Source organism: Kosakonia sp. PSU_27 (genome assembly GCF_039409795.1).
In the GTDB taxonomy this organism is placed as follows: Bacteria; Pseudomonadota; Gammaproteobacteria; order Enterobacterales; family Enterobacteriaceae; genus Kosakonia.
In genome coordinates this window covers 342029-360788 of the sequence record NZ_JBCIVK010000004.1, presented here as the reverse complement: position 1 = coordinate 360788, position 18760 = coordinate 342029, and the positions used below count along the sequence as shown (strand labels likewise).

At 51.4% G+C, this 18760-nt stretch carries 19 protein-coding genes and 1 tRNA gene; 4 read left to right on the top strand and 16 right to left on the bottom strand.

The window, feature by feature from the left end:
• Positions 1-238: 238 nt before the first annotated feature.
• The 6 genes from AAIG26_RS11875 to AAIG26_RS11850 all read right to left on the bottom strand — a co-directional run bounded on the left by AAIG26_RS11875 (position 239) and on the right by AAIG26_RS11850 (position 4910).
• A tRNA-Ser gene (locus AAIG26_RS11875) sits at positions 239-326 on the bottom strand.
• A 721-nt stretch (positions 327-1047) separates the two neighbouring features.
• Positions 1048-1827, bottom strand: a complete 780-nt coding sequence (locus AAIG26_RS11870) for a BPL-N domain-containing protein (protein ID WP_343180329.1) — start codon at positions 1825-1827, stop codon at positions 1048-1050.
• A gap of 474 nt (positions 1828-2301) precedes the next feature.
• Positions 2302-2835, bottom strand: a complete 534-nt coding sequence (locus AAIG26_RS11865) for a glyoxalase superfamily protein (RefSeq protein WP_097407842.1) — start codon at positions 2833-2835, stop codon at positions 2302-2304.
• A 546-nt stretch (positions 2836-3381) separates the two neighbouring features.
• Positions 3382-3945, bottom strand: coding sequence for a GNAT family N-acetyltransferase (locus AAIG26_RS11860; RefSeq protein ID WP_254071703.1), 564 nt, complete (start codon positions 3943-3945; stop codon positions 3382-3384).
• A 33-nt stretch (positions 3946-3978) separates the two neighbouring features.
• On the bottom strand, positions 3979-4362 hold the full coding sequence (locus AAIG26_RS11855) for a Rid family hydrolase (protein ID WP_269231290.1): 384 nt from the start codon (positions 4360-4362) through the stop codon (positions 3979-3981).
• A gap of 116 nt (positions 4363-4478) precedes the next feature.
• Positions 4479-4910, bottom strand: a complete 432-nt coding sequence (locus AAIG26_RS11850; RefSeq protein ID WP_045506892.1) for an SRPBCC family protein — start codon at positions 4908-4910, stop codon at positions 4479-4481.
• Between the two features lie 1061 nt (positions 4911-5971).
• Here AAIG26_RS11850 and AAIG26_RS11845 point away from each other — a divergent pair.
• The gene (locus AAIG26_RS11845) at positions 5972-6928 is read left to right on the top strand and encodes a D-2-hydroxyacid dehydrogenase family protein (RefSeq protein ID WP_343179889.1); all 957 of its coding nucleotides are present in this window, start codon (positions 5972-5974) and stop codon (positions 6926-6928) included.
• Between the two features lie 686 nt (positions 6929-7614).
• Here AAIG26_RS11845 and AAIG26_RS11840 read toward each other — a convergent pair.
• Both AAIG26_RS11840 and AAIG26_RS11835 read right to left on the bottom strand, forming a co-directional pair.
• Positions 7615-7860, bottom strand: a complete 246-nt coding sequence (locus AAIG26_RS11840) for an Imm74 family immunity protein (protein ID WP_343179888.1) — start codon at positions 7858-7860, stop codon at positions 7615-7617.
• Between the two features lie 596 nt (positions 7861-8456).
• A complete protein-coding gene (locus AAIG26_RS11835; protein WP_020457343.1) occupies positions 8457-9188 on the bottom strand; it encodes an SDR family oxidoreductase in 732 nt (243 codons plus the stop codon).
• Between the two features lie 101 nt (positions 9189-9289).
• On the opposite strand from AAIG26_RS11835, the gene AAIG26_RS11830 reads away from it, so the two are divergent.
• On the top strand, positions 9290-9691 hold the full coding sequence (locus AAIG26_RS11830; RefSeq protein WP_020457344.1) for a helix-turn-helix domain-containing protein: 402 nt from the start codon (positions 9290-9292) through the stop codon (positions 9689-9691).
• A 103-nt stretch (positions 9692-9794) separates the two neighbouring features.
• Here the strand turns inward: AAIG26_RS11830 and AAIG26_RS11825 are convergent, their stop codons facing one another.
• Together AAIG26_RS11825 and AAIG26_RS11820 are read right to left on the bottom strand one after the other, a co-directional pair.
• Entirely contained in the window at positions 9795-10508 is a 714-nt protein-coding gene (locus AAIG26_RS11825; RefSeq protein ID WP_343179887.1) for an SDR family oxidoreductase, read from the bottom strand.
• Positions 10509-10521: 13 nt separating this feature from the next.
• Positions 10522-11268, bottom strand: coding sequence for an SDR family oxidoreductase (locus tag AAIG26_RS11820; protein ID WP_343179886.1), 747 nt, complete (start codon positions 11266-11268; stop codon positions 10522-10524).
• 372 nt (positions 11269-11640) lie between these two features.
• On the opposite strand from AAIG26_RS11820, the gene AAIG26_RS11815 reads away from it, so the two are divergent.
• A complete protein-coding gene (locus tag AAIG26_RS11815) occupies positions 11641-12567 on the top strand; it encodes an AraC family transcriptional regulator (RefSeq protein ID WP_343179885.1) in 927 nt (308 codons plus the stop codon).
• Between the two features lie 108 nt (positions 12568-12675).
• Here the strand turns inward: AAIG26_RS11815 and AAIG26_RS11810 are convergent, their stop codons facing one another.
• The 6 genes from AAIG26_RS11810 to AAIG26_RS11785 form a co-directional block, all read right to left on the bottom strand.
• The gene (locus AAIG26_RS11810) at positions 12676-13947 is read right to left on the bottom strand and encodes an alanine racemase (RefSeq protein ID WP_343180328.1); all 1272 of its coding nucleotides are present in this window, start codon (positions 13945-13947) and stop codon (positions 12676-12678) included.
• Between the two features lie 11 nt (positions 13948-13958).
• Entirely contained in the window at positions 13959-14696 is a 738-nt protein-coding gene (locus tag AAIG26_RS11805) for an amino acid ABC transporter ATP-binding protein (protein WP_343179884.1), read from the bottom strand.
• Positions 14693-15337, bottom strand: a complete 645-nt coding sequence (locus tag AAIG26_RS11800) for an amino acid ABC transporter permease (protein WP_045506919.1) — start codon at positions 15335-15337, stop codon at positions 14693-14695. The genes AAIG26_RS11805 and AAIG26_RS11800 overlap by 4 nt, the downstream gene beginning before the upstream one ends.
• Positions 15334-16071, bottom strand: a complete 738-nt coding sequence (locus AAIG26_RS11795) for an amino acid ABC transporter permease (protein WP_343179882.1) — start codon at positions 16069-16071, stop codon at positions 15334-15336. Before AAIG26_RS11795 ends, AAIG26_RS11800 begins: the two co-directional genes overlap by 4 nt.
• Before the next feature lie 53 nt (positions 16072-16124).
• Positions 16125-16964 (bottom strand): transporter substrate-binding domain-containing protein, encoded by an 840-nt coding sequence (locus tag AAIG26_RS11790; protein ID WP_249882262.1) that lies wholly within the window; start codon positions 16962-16964, stop codon positions 16125-16127.
• 200 nt (positions 16965-17164) lie between these two features.
• Positions 17165-17557: a RidA family protein gene (locus AAIG26_RS11785; RefSeq protein ID WP_007372873.1), complete on the bottom strand. Its 393-nt coding sequence runs from the start codon at positions 17555-17557 to the stop codon at positions 17165-17167.
• Positions 17558-17961: 404 nt separating this feature from the next.
• On the opposite strand from AAIG26_RS11785, the gene AAIG26_RS11780 reads away from it, so the two are divergent.
• Positions 17962-18714 (top strand): IclR family transcriptional regulator, encoded by a 753-nt coding sequence (locus AAIG26_RS11780; RefSeq protein WP_343179879.1) that lies wholly within the window; start codon positions 17962-17964, stop codon positions 18712-18714.
• Positions 18715-18760: the final 46 nt, after the last annotated feature.

The following is an 18760-nucleotide window of genomic DNA, read 5'->3' as shown; positions in this document are numbered from 1 at the left end:
TTTGCTGCGCTCACTATTACTCGGCCCTTCCCTGGGCCTCACCCCTTTGGGACCAACGCCAGCGTTGTTCAAAAACGCTCCCGGCGTTTTTGTACGGGCAGCCCATTCGCTGCGTTCATGGTCTGTCCAACTGGCGGCGCCAGTTGTCGACCCCCAGTCGGGGCTTCTCATCCCCCCTTGTGGAGTGCGACAGGCGAAAAAAAAGCCCGCATTTGCCTGCGAGCTCTTCTTTGAATGATGGCGGTGAGGGGGGGATTCGAACCCCCGATACGTTGCCGTATACACACTTTCCAGGCGTGCTCCTTCAGCCACTCGGACACCTCACCACATTGTATCGCTGCCAGCCAGTACTGGGGGCAACGGGGCGCTACTATAGGGAGTTGTACTGAAACGGTCAAGCAAGATTTTAAGCTTTCATGACTGTTCGCTTAAGGTGTGAGCAATGCGAAGATTTACCGCAAAATACGCAAGCTTACCGGCCCATAAAGCAAAGCGAGCAGGCACTGATGTCGCCAGTCATTCCTCGTGAGTAAGCCCTGTGGATGCGTACTCAATTCTCACGATCATAAGACGCACTGTTTTTTTGATGAACAGGATCGATTTCATCACGCATCCGGCGAAATAGGGATGTTCGAGGCCGGGGAAGCCGCCTTTATTGCGGCATCCATGCGGGACTGGATGCAGAGTATGACAAGGGCATGATGTCGCGTTTATATCTGATCTAAGAAGCGAATCAATGGGGGACTGCTGCTTAATTGAAATCCTTTTGCAGGATATTTTTCAGAGAATATGGCTATAAAAAAAGCCCCGTCAGGGGCTTCGTGTCTGTAAAGACTATATACGCAGCGCTGATTTAGAAACGACATTGCAGACCAGCGTTAATGGTATAGTTTTTGTTGGAAACCAATCACTGCATTTGAGCAGGGCGTTAATTTCAACGTCATTAATATAATACTGAACTGCGATGCCAGGGTACGGCAGGCCCGATTACGAATACCCGATATCCTGGCGATGGGGCAGGGAGGCGCGTATTGCCGCCGTTGGTGTTCAATCTTTCTGCGGGTCCAGATATTTCAGCAGGCGTGTCATTTTGCTTGCGGCAGGGATATACCCGGGTTTGCTTGCGTCAATCCAGCTTTCATCAGCTTCTGGATGAGGGCCGGTAAGCACAACCTTACCTTTTCCAAAGGTGTAGGCCGCCATTGCAACGTCGCCATTCAGGTAATAAGCGATGGGGGTATAGCCGGGGCTTTCAGCGCTGTTACTCAGATAGGGGCCATCCTGATAGTAAAACGATTCCTCTTTGCCTCCCCATTTAACGGAAAGCGTGTAGTCTCCTTCATCATTAGCTTCTGCACCCGGCCTGCCAGCTTCTGAATCAAGGGGGGGATTGATAAGCCCTATCCAGTCTTTGTCAGCAAGATAAGCGCCCATACATATCCCAAGATACCCCTTACCGGAACGGACAAAATCCCGGATCGCGTCAGCGCCCTCATCACCTATCGCATCGTAAGCCGCAGGGATGTCCTGTCCGCCACCGGGCTGAATATACAAATCAAAACCCTTCAGGTTCTGGCGGTTCAACGTGAGCTTTTCGTTCTCACCCATATAGCTGATGGAGAGTTTCAGGCCGGTATTAATGAGCGATTTTACAACCATTTCCGAGCAGCCCTCGCAACCCGCTTCCCCCCGGTAAACCGCGATCTTCACAGGTTTGCTGTCTGCAGAATGAGCTGAAGGTGTATATCCTGTCGTGAAGAGAGTCAGCGCAGCGGTAAATATAAAAAAGTTCAGGTGACGTCTGGAAAGGAGCGCTTCAGATTTCATTAAACATTCCTGAGTTTTTAAATGCCAATAGGGCTGTTTACGGGAAGGGAAAAACGGCAAATTAGCGCGAGCTCTCTGATTGACACGCAACCAGAAGGCGTTAAAAGCGCGTTGCCAGGCCTGAAATATGATTAATCCTGTCGTGTCATTTTCACCATTACCCCAGACATCAGCCTTTTGCTCACCACTTTCCTGAGGCAGGGCTGGAGTACAAACGGACATCGTTTAGCCACCATGGGATACATCCACTTTATCCGTTAAATTCTCAACGTTTCTATAACCGCTCGCAGAGCGGGCGACACATTGCAATGCGGGTAGTAGAGAAGGCGCCGGGGATATGCCTGAAAACCGCGTGGTTGCTTATCGCGCATGGCAGACAAGGTTGCGTTATTGACAGGCTGGTTTGTGCCATTCATGACTGCCTTAATAAGGAGGAAAGCGCCGGTGACGATCCCCCTGTTCAAGAAGGGCAAACTAGCTTTGTTGACAGAAGCGCAGCCGGTTGCCAAACGGGTCGTGGACTTCCATAACGTCTCCCCAGTCTTGCTTCACGATTTCCGGGCGGCCGTATCCATATTGCTTGCCGTGGAGTTCATTTCTCAACAGCTCGATATTATTCAAAGGGATAAATATCGTTGCGCCCGGGCTGGCGTCACCGTGATGTTCAGAAAGATGTAATTGCAACCCTTCTCGGGTAATGCCCATATACAGCGGTAAGCCGGGCTCGAACCGGTGTTCAAACTCAACGCTGAATGAGAGAAATTCAAGATAGAACTCCTGTGCTTTGCGGACATCAAAAATTCGCAGGATGGGGATGGGTTTGCTGAATTGGATTTGAGACTGTGGGATCTGCGGGGGCAACGTTGCTGCCGCTGTGTTCCAGTCTCTGAAGCCTAACTGGTGTGCAACCGTTTCGAGCGCGGTGGAATAAGAAAGCTTATGTTCACGCAACTCAAGAGAGGCTTTTAACTTTGCCGCCATTTGTTTGGCTTGCTCGATGGAAAACATATTTTCTCCTGCTGTCAGGAAATGGTGGTGCTCGCATTACCACGTCCCGACCATCAAGAGTTTTAAAATTAATGAGGTTGAGAACTTACATGCTTTCACCTTTTCCTTTCAGGAAGCGAGCGGCGGGCAGCACGGACCCTGAATGAGAATACCCAGGCTCGCGAAACGCCACAAGTTTTCAGGTTCGCATGAAGAGGGGGACTACCAATTCAGGTAGTCACGATTAAGGGATACGTGATGCAACAGGCTCCGCGTCCGCTTTTCGTGCTGAGCGGGCATATCTGCTCAGGGCCGACGCATTCGTGCGAGAAGCGTACAAACCTTGCAAGTATATCGAGAGATTGACTGGCAGGGGGCCGCTCAAAGTAAACACGTTTCTCATTTGAACAGGCTTTACAGGCGACTGTGTGATGGGGGAAGGGCATGACGAATAGCGATATTCCAATAGTTAAATGGGGGGCAATGTCAATAATTATTATATGAACGTCTTTTATTTCCCTGTCGGTTAATCATTTTTCATAGTTCCTGTGATGTATAATTATAACCTCACGCTTTTGTCGTCCATTCATTATTAAAAATTCTATAATGAAATTCATCGCTGGTCGAACCTTTGAAAAAGTCCGCATCTTTCAGCTCATTAATTTTCTTTAGTTTCAAAGATTCCACTAAACCAATTGAGGCCAGGTTACGAGAGTCAATCAATGCGTCGACATGAGATAAATTATAATGTTTAAATAAAAAATCTATTACCATCCGCACACACTGTTTTGCCACCCCGCGTTTCTGATACCTGCCAAACACATGATAAGCAATATATGCCCAGTTTTTTTCAACCATAATGGTCGACTGGACATACCCAAGGTATGCACCAGACTGACGATGTATAATGACCCAGTTTAGCCATATTTGGCTCTTATCCGGCGAGTAACGCTGAGATATTCTCTCATAACGCGCTATCAACTCATCCAGGCTTGCCGGTGGGTTGGTCGGTATAAACTTATAATCGGCAACAGAACATAATCCTGCATACATTTCGTTAGCATGAGATTTGTCTAAGGGCTCCAGGATATATAAATCCGACATCAAAGGCTCAATTAATTTAGCACTCACGGTGCAATCCTCATAAAATTTGACATGCGGAAATTACCTTTTAGCCACAATCCGCATTTCCACAAGCGCATTTTCTGGAATGAATTCTGATACGCCAATGGCGGACCATGCCGGGTATGGCGCCTTTATATACTCATCTTTTACTTTCGAAAAAACGTCAATATGTTTTTTAAGATCAATATGAAAAGTGGTCATCTCAAGTATATGTTCATAGCCCAAACCGGCGGCGTTTAAATAAACGCCAAGCTTATAAAACGCATCATGGAATTGTTCTTCCGGATGCTTACTTATCGGTTTGTCCTTACGTGCTGCGGTAACACCTGAAAGGTACACTGTGCCATCAGCGTCGATGACGGGGGAGAAGTGCCAGTCATCGAAATAATGCTGAAATTCTTCAGGAACTATCGATTTTTTCATAATTTTTCTCAAATTGATGACTTAAGAAATGCCAGCATGTACCAAACCGTTATGCTCTGTGGCCATTCCGCCAGGATCATCATCCACCCGCCGACAAAACAGGAATTCAGATGCCATTACATTGAGCCTGTTTCGGCCAGGTATGTAGCCAATCCCGCCATGACTTCCGGGAAGTCCGAGCTGATCCCCTCTCCGAAAGCCTTAGCCTGGGGACCCTGGGTACTGATTGCATACGTCACGATACTCTCATCGGGGCCGGATGCCTCAATACGATGTTCAACGTTGACCCGTGTTTCATCCACCCAGGTCTCGTCAATGAAATATTTTTCTTCAGAAACATCAGTAAGCTGACTACGGACAACCTCTCCTTCAGGTAGCTCCATCGTGAACCATGTTCCCGTATGAAATGGCCCCTCGATAGTGATTGACTTTACGCCAGGGTTCCATCGTTTCCAGTTATCGGTGTCGACAAAGGCCTGCCATATTGCTTTCGGCTGGCTTTTTACAGTGAGTGTATAGCGCTTGCTCCAGGCGTTGTTTTCATTCATAAAATTGCTCGTCAGATACAGTAAGTGGGCATAGTGAATGTGTACTTATAATGGTGTAACGGCAAAAATGCCAAACCTCATTTTTCGTTCCGGGAGAGCCAGTCTCGTTCAGGCAGGCATCTCAACACATAATCACTCGCCAGCAGACCAGTGAAAGGGCTGCTGGGATGTGACGCGGGTGGCGCTTTAAACGGTAATTTGAATGGCTAAAAGAATATAAAAAGGTCCGCTTCTCGCAGAGTAGCTTTCAGTTCACTTCCCCCCTTCGTCGGGAGTTAAACCTCACGGAATTTCTGACAATGCATTGAATTGGTTGGGGTGTCGTTTCACATCCGTCCTGTGAGTTTTGCAGACCTTAAAACCCGGTGTAAGGCTATGAATCCACATACCGGGTAACAGCATGACCTGTATGATATTTTGTTTCTCAATCGCTTGTTTTAAGGCTTCTGATCATCAATGAAATACCGTCGTTCAAGCCTTGATTAAAAAAATTGCGTTGCCATGGTTTCAGATGTCCTGGTCCGAAAAGTGACGACGCCAGTGGAGTGCCTCGTGCACTATCGGCGGTTCACAGGTTCAATATCCTCTTACAAACGCAGCGACATCTGCTGCGTTACGGTTGTGGTGTGATTGCAGTGCACTTGGAGAGTTTATTACTCTCTGATGCTTTCGCTGTTTTGATTTTTAAATTCAACCATCCAAACAGAAAGATGTAGCGTTCGAAATATTGATATCTTTTAAATGAAATAAAATGATCGCCCATGGATGGTTTTGAGGTTCAGGTCTAAGTGGAACCGCATCTAATCTGGCTTTACAGTGGAATAATCACTCTAAGTATAAAGTTTTATATTGGATATGTATTGTTTCGTGATTTTAAATACTGGTGTAAAACAAATAACATTCCTTTAGCGTGGTCTTTACAAGAGACATCTTCCTGATAAACTTAAATTGTTCAGCAAATGGATCATTATTAGTGGCAGGGAAAGCTAAATAATAAGATATAGCTTCATCCTTGTTTGAAATAATATGAATGTGATACTAATCCAGAATCAGGGTGAAGAATGTCTATCCAAGTTCTTATTCCAGATGATTACCAGTTAGCTACAACCTCGCTTAACTTTCTGCAAAGCAATGATAAATACTCCTGTGTTTCCGTTGGGGATTTGAGTAAAACTCCCCATATTGAAAACCAGCTTGCTACTGCACAGGCATTAATATTAATCAGAGAGCGAACGGTTATTGACGACGCTTTTTTAAGACGTACGCCTAATCTGAAACTGATCAGTCAAACTGGCAAGTTAGCCAGAAATGTCAATATTGATGCATGTACCCGGGCTGGTGTTGCCATAGTTGAAGGTATTGGTTCGCCTGTTGCACCTGCTGAATTAACATGGCTGTTAATTATGGCTTCCAGAAGAAAATTAATTTCGTCAGTGGACGCCATGAAAAAAGGGTTGTGGCAGACAGAAATGGGTTCTGCGGTAAATAATCAGCTTATTGGAATACTGGGATACGGGAAAATAGGCAAGAAGATTGCAAATTATGCTCAGGCATTCGGGATGCGGGTTCAAATATGGGGGAGTGAGCGCGCGCAAGAAGAAGCTCGAGCCGTTGGATTGCATGTGCCGGAAAATCGAGAGCAGTTTTTTTCCACTTCTGACATCATCACAGTACATCAACGCCTGGTGGCGCAAACTGAAGGAAATATTACCCTCCGTGATCTTTCTAAAATGAAAGGGGATGCTTTATTTGTGAACACAAGTCGTGCTGAGCTTGTTTCAGACGGTGCGCTTTATGAGGCTTTGCGGCAAGGTCGTCCCGGATATGCGGCTCTGGATGTCTACGAGCAAGAACCTGTCTATGATACCGATAACCCTTTCGTACACATGCCGAACGTTCTGTGTACGCCCCATCTGGGTTATGTAGAAAAAGCTGGGTATGAATTATATTTCAAAGCAGCCTTTGAGAATGTGGTTCGTTTCTTTGAAGGTGATACTACACACGTTATAAATCTCTGACTTAAAAAATAAAGGAAATAATAAGCGCATGTCAGCCTAACTACAGAGCAGGATCGTCTGGCGGGGTAGGGGCAGTCCAGCACGGTGCGGATCTGCGTTGCTGGTCGAGCATGACTGGCCTTCGGTCTGAGAAAACAGTAGTTTACGCATGTTCGGTTGTGATGATTTCGAAATAATTCGTCAGGCGGCGATTGAAGGGCTGGGGATTGCGTTTCTGTTGGCGGATCGCTGGGGATGACATTAACCGTGGTGCGTTGGTACTCCTCTTGCCGAAATATTTGCACAACCATATGTATCTACAGGAATATATGCGCTACGCGCGTTACGTCATCCGCTTACAGCGGCACGGTATTTCTCGACGCATTGCGTGAATTCATCGGATACCCTGCAAAATGGTCAACACTCCGCTGTCAGCTCTGATGACTTAAGCAACCTTGCTACTTTTATATTGTGCGAGCTTCCGCTCCTCGCTCAGGGCTGCCTGTTAAATCTCTCACATTCAGTATGAGAGGTAACAGTCTCATCGCGGATTAACTGAATACCCTCCGAAATGACGAAAGTAGGCGGGTCTACCAGCAGTTCTGCACTAAGCTGCGCATCGAAGCCGGATTGTGCCTGTTATTATGTAGTTGTTCTCGCAACCGATAGCCCAATGTTAACTGCCCCTCCAGAACCTTTTGCCCATACTAATGTTCAATTTCTAAGGTATGCCCTCCCTTGGAAAAATCGGCCTGAATATCAGCAATAACCATATCGATATCATCGCCAGTCATAACCTGACTTTGGTTAGGCGCATCCCAAAACCTCAAAGCCCCCTTGTACAACACAAAGCCAATTTTATTGTTACCGGGAAAGAACATCTCACCTTGAACGGTCGCCGTTCTATCTCCAATTTTTACTTGGATATGACCCCGAGAGACTTCAAGAATCATAATTCCCCCTCACGTAAATAGCTTTCTCGCCCATTCTTACAGGATCAATAGTAATAATTTCTTCTACATTAGGATTTTTCATCAACGCAGGCAACTCAGCTCTTTCCCAAACTTTTCAGGTCGCAGACTCTGCCCGAATACTGCACGCACCGTTCCTGAGACTCCATTTGCATACCCTGACTTGCTCACCGTTTATAGACATACGGCTTTGTTAGTAATGCCTTTATCGCTGCAAGAGCAACTTCGAGCTTCCGCTCCTCGCTCAGGGCTGCCTGTCATGTACGTTGCATTACCGGCGCTGCATCAACCCTTCGCCCTGAGTTTTGCACAAGGAAAAGACTGACCCTCACTGCGCAAAAAGCGACCCGTAGAGTTACAGGGATGCTGGCCGGGACCAGCCTGGTCAGCACATGCCATAAACCTGGCGAGTCGGGTGGTTCTCTATTACGAGCGCTGTCCGTACCGGTCAACGTGCTGTACCCGCATCAACGCTTTCTTTCTCGCGCGGTGCGCGCATTTGCAGACTGGATAGCCGATATCATCTGGTATTGCCGTTACTTTGAACGGCCATCCCGGGGTGGCCGTCGAATGAAGGTTTAAACCTGCGTCATGCCGCCATCAACGCAAATCTCAGCACCTGCTATATAGCAACTCTCGTCACTGGCGAGGAAAAATGCAGCGTTGGCTACCTCTTCAGGCTGGCCCATTCTGCCAAGTGGTATTGCGCTGGTTAAGCCTTTACGCACCTCATCAGAGGTTGCGGCCATCATGTCTGTGTCTATCGGTCCGGGTGCAACAACGTTAACGCGGATACCGCGCGCGGCAAGCTCGCGTGTCCAGGTGCGGGCAAAAGAGCGCAGTGCGGCTTTGCTGGCCGAGTAGACGCCGTATCCATGTGTGCCGAGAACATCAGCAATTGAACCGATGAGAACGACACTGCTGCCGGGTTTCAACAACGGCAATGCTGCCTGCAGGGCAAAAACGGGGGAGCGAACATTCAGGCCAAACGTCTGGTCAAAATGCTCTTCACTTACCTCTTCAAGCGGGGCGTATTCCGACATTCCGGCATTGATGATCAGGATATCTATCTGACCTGATTTTTCAGCAATGGTCTGCATGATACGGCTCAGTTCGTTCTTCTGACTGACATCGGCCTGCAGCGGCATCGCGGTCCCTGATATTTTGCTTTTGGCTGTCTCAAGCTCTTCTGCCCGCCGTGAAGTGAACCAGGTAACAGCCCCCTCGGTGGCTAAACGCTGGCTGATCGCCAGCCCAATCCCTTTTGCACCACCAAGCACCACAGCGACTTTTTTCTCTATCTTGCCCATCTGATTTCTCCGGTTGAGGTCTCGAAAACAGATGATATAAATTCTATACTTAATATCAATTACGCACTTTCGCTATACCAACTATAAGTGACTATACCGCCATGCCAGAAAACCACGATAATTGCCTGATAGAACAACGAAATACCCGCCTGGTGTTAGAACATATCACCAATAAATGGTCGATATTAATTCTGACGGTGCTGTGTACGGAACCTTGCCGGTTCAATGAACTTCGCCGACGGCTGGACGGAATTACCCACAAAGCGCTGGCCGATGCGCTGAAACGTCTGGAGCGAAACGGTTTAATTGATCGTCACGTTCTCTCCACGCATCCGGTGAGTGTGGAATACACTATTACGCCGCTGGCGCAGTCACTGCAGCAGCCTTTTATTGCGCTGGCGAACTGGGCGCAGGAGTTTGGTCCGGCCATTGCACTGGCGCAGGCTGAATACGATCGAACGCATGCGGAGGAAAATAAATACGACAGGCGGGTTGAGGCCTGAGCAATCCCCCCGGCTCTCTGAATAACGCCAACAGGCTAACCCCGGATGTGTATTCCCGAGGCCGGGGTAAACCTGGAAAAGATACAGGCTGGTTTGTCGGTTATTACCAGGGCCAGCTGTTGTTCTCGTAATCGAGGAACAGGTGGCTTCTGGCGTTGCGGTGTTGCTCAATCACACTGATCATGCCATTGACGCTGGTTTTTACATCGATCTCCGCATCCACCGTACCATCCAGCGTGCCCATCGCCGTCGCCACCCAGCCAGGATGAATCGACAGTACCGTCTGTGCTACCTGGCTGATATCCCTATAAATACAACGCGCCAGCATATTCAGCGCCGCTTTACTGGCCCGGTAAAGCTCAAGACCGATCCCCGGTTCGGTATTGCTGGCGATACTCCCCCGATGCGACGACATAAAAACCAGGCTTCCCGCAGGCTTAAGTACCGGCAGGAGGTGCCGGGCCAGGCGGGCAGGGCCAAACGCATTGGTCAGCATAATTTGCTGGAATTCCGCGTCAGATGCCTGCAACACGGACTGATGCAAGGGGCCGTAAATTCCGGCCACCATAAAAATAACGTCAAACTGCCGTTCGCGGAGCCTGTCGAGAAGTGGCCCGATATGGGCGCTGTTGGTGACATCCACCTCGCCGGTCATCAGATTGCCAGGGTAGATCTCTGCCAGCGCGCGCAGGGCGGAGATATCCGACTCCGGTAAGTGTGTGGCGAAAACGTCCCAGTCCCGTTCCAGATAGGCTGCTGTCAGCCCATGACCCAGCCCTTTCTCGGCTCCGATAATTAAAATGCTCTGCTTTTTCATCACTGGCTCCTTGTTACTGTGCGGTATAACCGCCGTCCGCCATTAATACCGTTCCCGTCACGAAACTCGCTTTCGGTGAGGCAAGCCAGATAATGGCTTGCGCAATTTCTTCCGGCTGAGCCACTCGTCCAAGGGGATGCGCGTGGCCGTAGCTGGCAAGCGTCGCCCGACTGTCTTCCACTATGCCGGACAGAATATTTGTTTCGACGACGCCGGGGGCGACGGCATTAACCCGGATGTCATACTCAGCGGCTTCCAGCGCCAGCACTTTCGTCAGTTGCGCGATGGCGCCTTTAGAAGCCGAATAAGCGGACGTGGCTTTCATGCCCACCATGCTCACTACGGAGGCCACATTGACAATCGCTCCCTGCCTGCGGGGCTGCATTACCTTCAGGCTTTCCCGGCTCAGGAGAAAATACCCTCTGGCATTAATGGCCATAATGCTGTCCCACTCTTCAACGGATGTTTCGGTAGCGAGTTTATTCAGGGTCTTACCCGCATTGTTGATGAGAATGTCCACGCCGCCGAATTCCGCCTGCGCGAGAGTGAAGGCGCTGATGACTTCCTGTTCCTGGCTGACATCGCATATCTGCGTCACCACCTGATTGCGCTGTGCCAGGGCATGAACTGCCGGGTCGATATCGAGAGCCAGCACCTTCGCGTCATGACTAACAAGACGTTTTACGGTGAACCTGCCAATATCACCTGCGGCACCCGTGACAATTGCCACTTTGTTCGTTAATCCCAAAAAATCTGCCATTTTTATTCCTCAAATTTTGCATTGCCTCGCCTGAACGTCATCGCCTTCAGCCGCCGGTATTGATCTGATTGCGCTGCCGATCTGACGGTGTGAAAAGCGGGGGATCTGTTTAAACGACGCCAGGCGCGACAGGCGGCAGCGGGGCGTCTCAGAGCGACGTTTTCCCGCCAGTGCCTGTCAGAAGGCAGCATATTGATTCACAAGGGAAATGCATAACGTCTGCGCTTTTCTTTTGCTGCGAAAAGAATAGGGGAAGCAGAGCAATGCAACAATGAAGGTTCCTGTACAAAGATTATCTTTTTCTGTCAGAATTGGGTTCGATAACCTTATGAAGACGCAAAAAAATTATCTTTTTATATATTCGGAGGGGCAGTGTCCGGACTTACCTCAAGCCTTACGCGAAAAATGATCCCTGCTTTGGTGGCGCTTGCGCCTGATGAGGGCTACTCGCGCACCCGTATGACGGCGATAAAACTGTTGCGGGTCAATGAGTCGATGCCCCACACGCCCGTCCTTTACGAACCGTGCATTGTCATTGTGCTGCAGGGAAAGAAAACCGCTTTGATGGGCGGGCGGGAATTTACCTACGATCCCGGACATTATCTGGTGGTCTCAGCGCCTCTTCCTTTCAACAGCCAGACGACTGCCAGCCAGCAAGAACCGCTGCTGGCTATGTCCGTATCGCTTGATGTCGCCACGATTGCCGAATTACTGATTGAAATGGGCGAAAGCGAGGTAAGCGAAAATGAGCAGGCGGGAATCATGTTTTCCAGCCCGCTGGGAGAAGAACTGGCCGACACGGTATATCGCCTTCTGCTGGCGCTTTCTGATGAGGAGCAGGCCAGAATTCTGGGGCCGGGTATTCTGAAAGAACTTTATTATCGCGTCCTGATCGATACGCAGGGAGCCGCCATCAGAGCGGCCCTCTCCGGTAAAGGGCATTTCAGACAAATTGCTGCCGCCATCCGCACGATGCATACCCGGTTTATGGAGCCTGTTGACGTGGAGACGCTGGCTAAAGAAGCGGGCATGAGCTCTCCCTCTTTTCATCGCCATTTCAGGGCATTCACCGGCACAACACCCAAACAGTATCTGATTTCCATCAGGCTGCACCAGGCGCGTTTTTTAATGGTGAAGCGCAATGTCACGGCCAGCGAAGCCTCTTTCAGGGTTGGCTACCTCAGTCCGACACAATTTAGCAGAGAATTCAGCCGGTTCTTTGGTTGTCCACCGCAAAAGGAAGCGCAGCGTTTACGCCATTTATTAAAAGTGAAAGCCGAATCGTACTGGCCGGAATAATCGCTTCCCGGCCTGCATATCGTGGTAGTTAAAGAACGGATAAGCGCGGTGCAATCGCACAGGTAAAAACAGCGCGACCTATCGCACCGTTACCGCCCGATGTTTGGCTCAGAATGCGGTTTCCAGTGAATCCGTGACGCAGTAATCATCGTCTACCAGCGGCAAGTACCGCCATTTATCGAAGGCGGTACAGGGATGCGAAATACCACAGCCCACCCAGTCGCCGGGCTTTAACGCATCCTCTTGTGGCAGCAACAAATAGGCATGTTGATCGTTCACCTCGCTAATACGCATGCCAGACGCAGCACGCGGGGCGCTGCCATCGATATTGCGCACCCACAGCGGATTGGGCAGATCCTGATCGAACGGCACATCACGGCGTCCGAAATCAACAAACGCGAGGCCTGGCTCGGGGCGCGACAACACCCGTCCCCAGATCTCCAGCGCAGCGGTGAAATGATGCGTAGCTCCGGGCTGCGCAAAAGGCGCAATGCGCGCGTACAGCCCGCTGTCGTGCGCCATGTAAGCACCGGATCGAATCAGCGGCGTCATGGGCAGTGGCAGATTCGCGGCCGTAAAACACGCCGACACCACGTCGAACCATGCGCCGCCACCGGCACTGAGGATAATCTGCTCGCTGGCAAACAACTGTTTTTCAGCCAGTAGCGCCGCCGTGGCGATCAGCATCTGGCAGTAATCTTTGACGCGCTGCACGCCTGCGGCATCACGTCCTGCACCGAGTGCGCCTTCATAACCCGCAACACCCACCAGTTGCAGGGCAGGGCTGGCGGCAATCGCGGCGGCAATCTCCAGTGCTTCAGCGGGTGAACGGCAGCCGGTGCGCCCGCCGCTGACCGACATTTCCAGCAGGACTGCAATGCGGCTGTCGCCGAGATGTTGCTCCAGCAGACGAACACCCTGTAGCGAATCGACGTAGCACAGGAAATTATGGTCGGGATGCTGCTTTTGCCATTCGCCTATCCAGCGAATGCTGGCAGGGTCGACCAGTTCATTGGCGAGGAAGACGTTACGAATGCCGAACTGGCGCAAGGCGCGAACCTGCGCAGGGGTGGCGGCGCTCAATCCCCAGGCACCGCCTTCAGTGACGGCGCGGCGCAGGATCGCCGCAGACATTGAGGTCTTGCCGTGTGCCGCCAGCATTACGCCTTGCTCACGACAAAACGCTGCCAGTTGACGCAGGTTATTCTCCAGTGCGGATTGCTTCATCACCATCAGGGGGGAAAACACATCCGGGCTGTTAAAGACCTGGACACCGTTAGCCAGCGGCTGATTACCGGATCCGGCGACCGATTTAAAACGCGGCGCAGGTTGCAGCGCATCCAGCGCGCCGTCCGCCTGCAGGGGAAAGTGAATCGACATCATGCCTCCTGTTAGTGCTCAAGCACACGCGATAAGAACTGCTGGGTGCGCGGATTCTGCGGATTGACGAAGATCTGCTCCGGCGAACCCTGCTCGGCGATCACGCCCTGATCCATAAACACCACGCGGTCAGCGGTTTTACGCGCAAAACCCATTTCGTGGGTGACCACCACCATGGTCATACCTTCACGCGCCAGGCTGCGCATCACCTCCATCACTTCGCCAACCAGTTCGGGATCGAGCGCGGACGTCGCTTCATCGAAAAACATAATTTTCGGCTCCACCGCCAGCGCGCGGGCAATCGCCACGCGCTGCTGCTGACCGCCGGAGAGCTGGGCCGGATAATGGTGCGCGCGCTCGGCCAGCCCGACACGGCTCAGAGCCGCCATACCGCGTTTATTGGCTTCGGCCTCGGACAGTTTCTGCGCTTTAATCAACGCCAGCGTCACGTTACCGAGCGCGGTTTTATGGGGGAACAGATTGAACTGCTGAAACACCATGCCGACGTGGCCACAGATTTCGCTGCTGCGTTTGCGGTCGTGCAGCGGTACTTCATTCACCCAGATTTCCCCGCCATCGGCGGTTTCCAGCCCACTCATGATGCGTAATACAGTGCTTTTGCCGGAACCGGATGCGCCAATCAGCACCAGCACTTCGCCGGGCGACACATCAAGGCTTATCTCTTTCAGTACCTGGGTTGAGCCAAAGGATTTGGTGATCTGGCTCAGCGTAATGGCGGATTTGCTCATGATAACTGGCTCCTGGTTTGATGATGTTGAACCCAACGGGAAAGCGGAAAGCAGACAACGAAGTAGAGCAGGGCCACCAGGCCGTAAATCACCACCGGCTGACCGATGCGATCGACAATGGCCTGGCCCTGGTGCATCAATTCCGACATGCCGATCATGCTGACAATCGAGGTATCTTTAATCAGCGAAAGATACTGACCCACCAGCGGCGGCAGCACGATGCCGCGCGTCTGCGGCAGGATCACGCTTAGAAACGTCTGGCGTTTTGTCAGACCAAGGATCCACGACACCTCCCACTGGCCTTTGGGGACAGCTTCAATCCCGGCGCGGAATACTTCGGCAATGTAAGCGCCCTGATAAATGCTCAGGCCAAGGATCCCGGCGGCGAACAGATTGATTTCATAGCCGAAGTACGCCACGCCGAAATAGATAAACATCAGCGTGATCAGTACCGGCGTCCCGCGAAACAGTTCGGTATAGAGCACGGCGATCTGTCTGGCGACCGGCAAACGGCTGGTGCGTAACACTGCCGCCAGTAACCCGAGCAGCGTGCTGCCAACGATAGCGGCGACAGAGAGCAGTAACGTGATGACCAGGCCTTTCAGCAGGATTGGCAGCGAGTTGATGATAAGTTCGCTCATAGGGCATTCTCCCGTTTCGCTGGGTTAATCAGCCATTTTTTTGCCCACTGCCAGCCGGGCTTTTTTACCGGCGTCACCAGCGGCGGATGGAACATCCGGCGTCCTGCCATGTTGCCAAGCCATGAGAACAGATTGCTCAGCAGCAGATAGACCAGCGCGACAATACTGAAGGTCTGGATGTAGAGCAGGGTGCGCGCATTGATCACCGTTGCAGTGCCGGTCAGTTCAGGCAGCGCGATGGCGGAGAGCAGCGACGTGCCGAGCAGTAACTGAATCAGGTTATTGATAATGGCAGGCCACACCGCGCGCGCCGCCTGCGGCAGCACCACGCTGAGGAAGATCTGTCGGCGCGGGATCCCGAGGATATACGCCGCTTCGAGCTGCCCCTTCGCGACTGACTGAATGCCGGCGCGGAAGGTTTCCGACAGATAAGCGCCCACGTTAATCCCCAGCGCCAGCACGCCTGCGGTAAAGGCGCTCATGGTGATACCCAACGACGGCAGACCAAAAAAGATAATGAAAATTTGCAACAGCACCGGGGTATTGCGGATGAACTCGACGTAACAGTGGCTGAGCCAGCGTACCGGCGCCAGCGGCGAGGATTTTGCCAGCGCAGCCAGCAGCCCGAGTGCCACCGCCAGGATAAACGCCAGCAGCGTGACCTGTAGCGTCAGCCAGGCGGCGTCCAGAAAGGTGTCGGCGTAGCGCCACAGGGTTAGCCATTGATAACTCATGGTGTGACTCCTTCAGGCGGTGCAGCATCGGTTGCTGCACCGCGGGCGAACAATCAGTATTGCGGATTCAGCGGGTAGCGCGGTTTACTGCCAAACCATTTCTCATACAGCTGCGCGTTCTCGCCGGAGGCGTTGATTTCAAAAAGGAATTCGTTCAGATAGTTGGTCCACACCTGATCGCCCTGTTTCACGCCAAAGGCGTTGTACTCCAGCGGCACCAGCGCTTCGTTGGTCACGGTCAGCGACGGATCGAGCTTCGCCTGATAGGCGAGGAAGTTGTTATCTTCGATCATCGCATCAGCCTGTCCCTGCTTCACCGCCAGAATCGCCGCCTGGGATGAGTCGTACTCCTGAATTTTCACGTCGATGCCGAGATTGCGCACTTCGTCGCCGTTGGTGGAACCTTTCACCGTGGCGATGGTTTTTCCGGCCATGTCATGCGCGGACTGAATGCCGCTGTTTTTACGCACCAGCATGGCTTCGCTCGCCACGACATACGGGTTGGTGAAACCGATCTCTTTGGCGCGCTCCAGATTGCGGGTGAAGTTACAGAACACCACGTCGACTTTATTGGTTTGCAGGTTAGGGATGCGGTTGGCGCTGGTGGTGTTGACCATCTCCAGTTTGACGCCCATCTCTTTCGCCAGCGCTTTGGCCAGATCGACGTCATAACCATCCGGGTTGCCGTCTTTATCGTAAAAACCAAACGGGGCAAAGCTCAGGCAGTCGCCCACGCGCAGTGTGCCGCGCTGCAGGACGGTTTGCAGTGCAGACTGCGGCGCTGCACCCGCTTCTTTTTTCTCTTCGGTCGGCGTACAGCCTGCGGCAGCCAGCAAAACCAGCGCGCCGGCCAGTGCTGCGGCACTTAATTTCAGCGATGTTGTTGCATTCATTTTTTATGCTCTCTTTTAATGTTTGACGAGACGGCGTAATACCGTGTCACCCGTGATAAGTCAGGCAATCGCCCGCGCAGCGGCAGCGCTGATTATTTCGGGATATTCTGGTGAAAAAGCAAAAGCATCAATTAATAACAGGCGGTCCTGGTGTTGACGAAGAAAAAAATAAAAAGCGCAGCCTGTTTTTACGGTTTTAATTATTTGCGGTCAGCGCGGAAACATTTCATATCCACTTCCACTTTGCAGTCGACCACTAAATCCTGCACGCTACAAATACGTGCTGGCGGATTATCACTAAATATCTCTCTGAATACTTTATTAAATGAACTGAAATAGCGCGCGTCGGTTAATACCGCCGTAACGTGTACAACATCTTCCACGCGATAACCTGCTTCCCGCATGATGGTGAGACAGTTATCGAACGCCAGTTGCGTCTGTTCGATGATACCGCCTTCCACCACTTCGCCCTCGCGCATCGGTGTCTGGCCTGAGATATACAGCCAGCCATCGGCCTCAACTGCCCGTGCGAACGGCAGTTTCTGCCCACCCGTACCGGTGCCGCCTTCAATGCCATAACGCTTAATCGTCATGCAACGCTGCTCCTTTTGGTTCTGAGAATACCCGTTAGTAGCGGATGATTGTTGTCTGTTATATCAGACTGATATCTGCAATATCGGATAGAGCAAGATTTGCACAGGTTTTTTGCTTTTGCAATATATCGCGGAGAATTTAATTTCTCGTGATGTTGTCGCGATCGCAAAATAAAAAAGTAATGAAGGAAATTCCTGGCCGGAAATGTTACCGCTGTCGTTATTTAAAAAAATAACCTGCAGGTCATGCGCTAAAATGAGGCCCCAAAATAGAACAAAGAAATATAAACGCTGGCGATGAAATTTTAATTAACGGGGATGGGTTAACGACGACGCTGGGTGTATGATGCTTTTCTTTTTTACTGTCTGGCGCGACCGCCCGACTGCATCAGGAGAATTTGCTTATGCCGGACGAGAAGCCATCGCGGGCGCGCGGTGTTAACCGGGTTATCGACATTTTTCGCCAGTTGCATATCGCTCGTCAGCCCATGGCGATGCGCGATTTGATCGACGCCACCGGCGCGCCGCGTTCCAGCGTATATGAACTTGTTAACCTGCTGAGTGAGGCCGGGTTGCTTGAACTGGATGCCGACGGCGCGGTGTTCTTCGGCCGTGAAATGCACTATTACGGTGCGGACTACATGGCCCATAACGATCTGATCCGCCGCTCACATCAGTTAATGGTTGAGATCGTTGCCCGTCATGGCGAGACGGTGCAGCTCTGTATGCTGGAAGGGAATAAGTACACCGTCGTGCTGTCGGAAAGTAATGCCCACCCGTTCAAAATCACCTCAGATGTCGGGGTGCGGGTACCGATTCCGTGGACTGCCACCGGTCGCCTGCTGCTCAGTAACTGGTCGGATAGTGCCATTCTCGACCTCATCCCCGAAGAGGACTACCGTCTGGCGAGCGGGCAAGTCCTCGACAAACAGGCCTTCCTCGAAGATATCCATCGTGCCGGACAGCAGGGATATTGCCTGACGGAAGGCTTATCAGAGAGTTTTACCTGCTGTATGGCCGCACCGATTCGTTCCCGAAGCGGGCAAGCGGTCGCCGCAATCTGCTTTATGGTGAGTCGCGATACGCCGGAGGAGCGCCGTCAGATGTTGCTCAACGAGCTGATCGTTTCCGGGCAAAAATTATCGGATTTCACCTGAGTCCATAATCCATGTAATTGAAAATAATGGATTTACGTCTCGTCGG

What these genes read in the sequence shown, in the direction of transcription:
- AAIG26_RS11865 (WP_097407842.1), bottom strand. Translation starts at nt 2,835, where the DNA reads ATGTTTTCCATCGAGCAAGCCAAACAAATGGCGGCAAAGTTAAAAGCC.
- AAIG26_RS11840 (WP_343179888.1), bottom strand. Translation starts at nt 7,860, where the DNA reads ATGATTCTTGAAGTCTCTCGGGGTCATATCCAAGTAAAAATTGGAGAT.
- AAIG26_RS11810 (WP_343180328.1), bottom strand. Translation starts at nt 13,947, where the DNA reads ATGTCGATTCACTTTCCCCTGCAGGCGGACGGCGCGCTGGATGCGCTG.
- AAIG26_RS11785 (WP_007372873.1), bottom strand. Translation starts at nt 17,557, where the DNA reads ATGACGATTAAGCGTTATGGCATTGAAGGCGGCACCGGTACGGGTGGG.
- AAIG26_RS11830 (WP_020457344.1), top strand. Translation starts at nt 9,290, where the DNA reads ATGCCAGAAAACCACGATAATTGCCTGATAGAACAACGAAATACCCGC.
- AAIG26_RS11855 (WP_269231290.1), bottom strand. Translation starts at nt 4,362, where the DNA reads ATGAAAAAATCGATAGTTCCTGAAGAATTTCAGCATTATTTCGATGAC.
- AAIG26_RS11790 (WP_249882262.1), bottom strand. Translation starts at nt 16,964, where the DNA reads ATGAATGCAACAACATCGCTGAAATTAAGTGCCGCAGCACTGGCCGGC.
- AAIG26_RS11820 (WP_343179886.1), bottom strand. Translation starts at nt 11,268, where the DNA reads ATGGCAGATTTTTTGGGATTAACGAACAAAGTGGCAATTGTCACGGGT.
- AAIG26_RS11835 (WP_020457343.1), bottom strand. Translation starts at nt 9,188, where the DNA reads ATGGGCAAGATAGAGAAAAAAGTCGCTGTGGTGCTTGGTGGTGCAAAA.
- AAIG26_RS11850 (WP_045506892.1), bottom strand. Translation starts at nt 4,910, where the DNA reads ATGAATGAAAACAACGCCTGGAGCAAGCGCTATACACTCACTGTAAAA.
- AAIG26_RS11805 (WP_343179884.1), bottom strand. Translation starts at nt 14,696, where the DNA reads ATGAGCAAATCCGCCATTACGCTGAGCCAGATCACCAAATCCTTTGGC.
- AAIG26_RS11800 (WP_045506919.1), bottom strand. Translation starts at nt 15,337, where the DNA reads ATGAGCGAACTTATCATCAACTCGCTGCCAATCCTGCTGAAAGGCCTG.
- AAIG26_RS11780 (WP_343179879.1), top strand. Translation starts at nt 17,962, where the DNA reads ATGCCGGACGAGAAGCCATCGCGGGCGCGCGGTGTTAACCGGGTTATC.
- AAIG26_RS11845 (WP_343179889.1), top strand. Translation starts at nt 5,972, where the DNA reads ATGTCTATCCAAGTTCTTATTCCAGATGATTACCAGTTAGCTACAACC.
- AAIG26_RS11825 (WP_343179887.1), bottom strand. Translation starts at nt 10,508, where the DNA reads ATGAAAAAGCAGAGCATTTTAATTATCGGAGCCGAGAAAGGGCTGGGT.
- AAIG26_RS11795 (WP_343179882.1), bottom strand. Translation starts at nt 16,071, where the DNA reads ATGAGTTATCAATGGCTAACCCTGTGGCGCTACGCCGACACCTTTCTG.
- AAIG26_RS11870 (WP_343180329.1), bottom strand. Translation starts at nt 1,827, where the DNA reads ATGAAATCTGAAGCGCTCCTTTCCAGACGTCACCTGAACTTTTTTATA.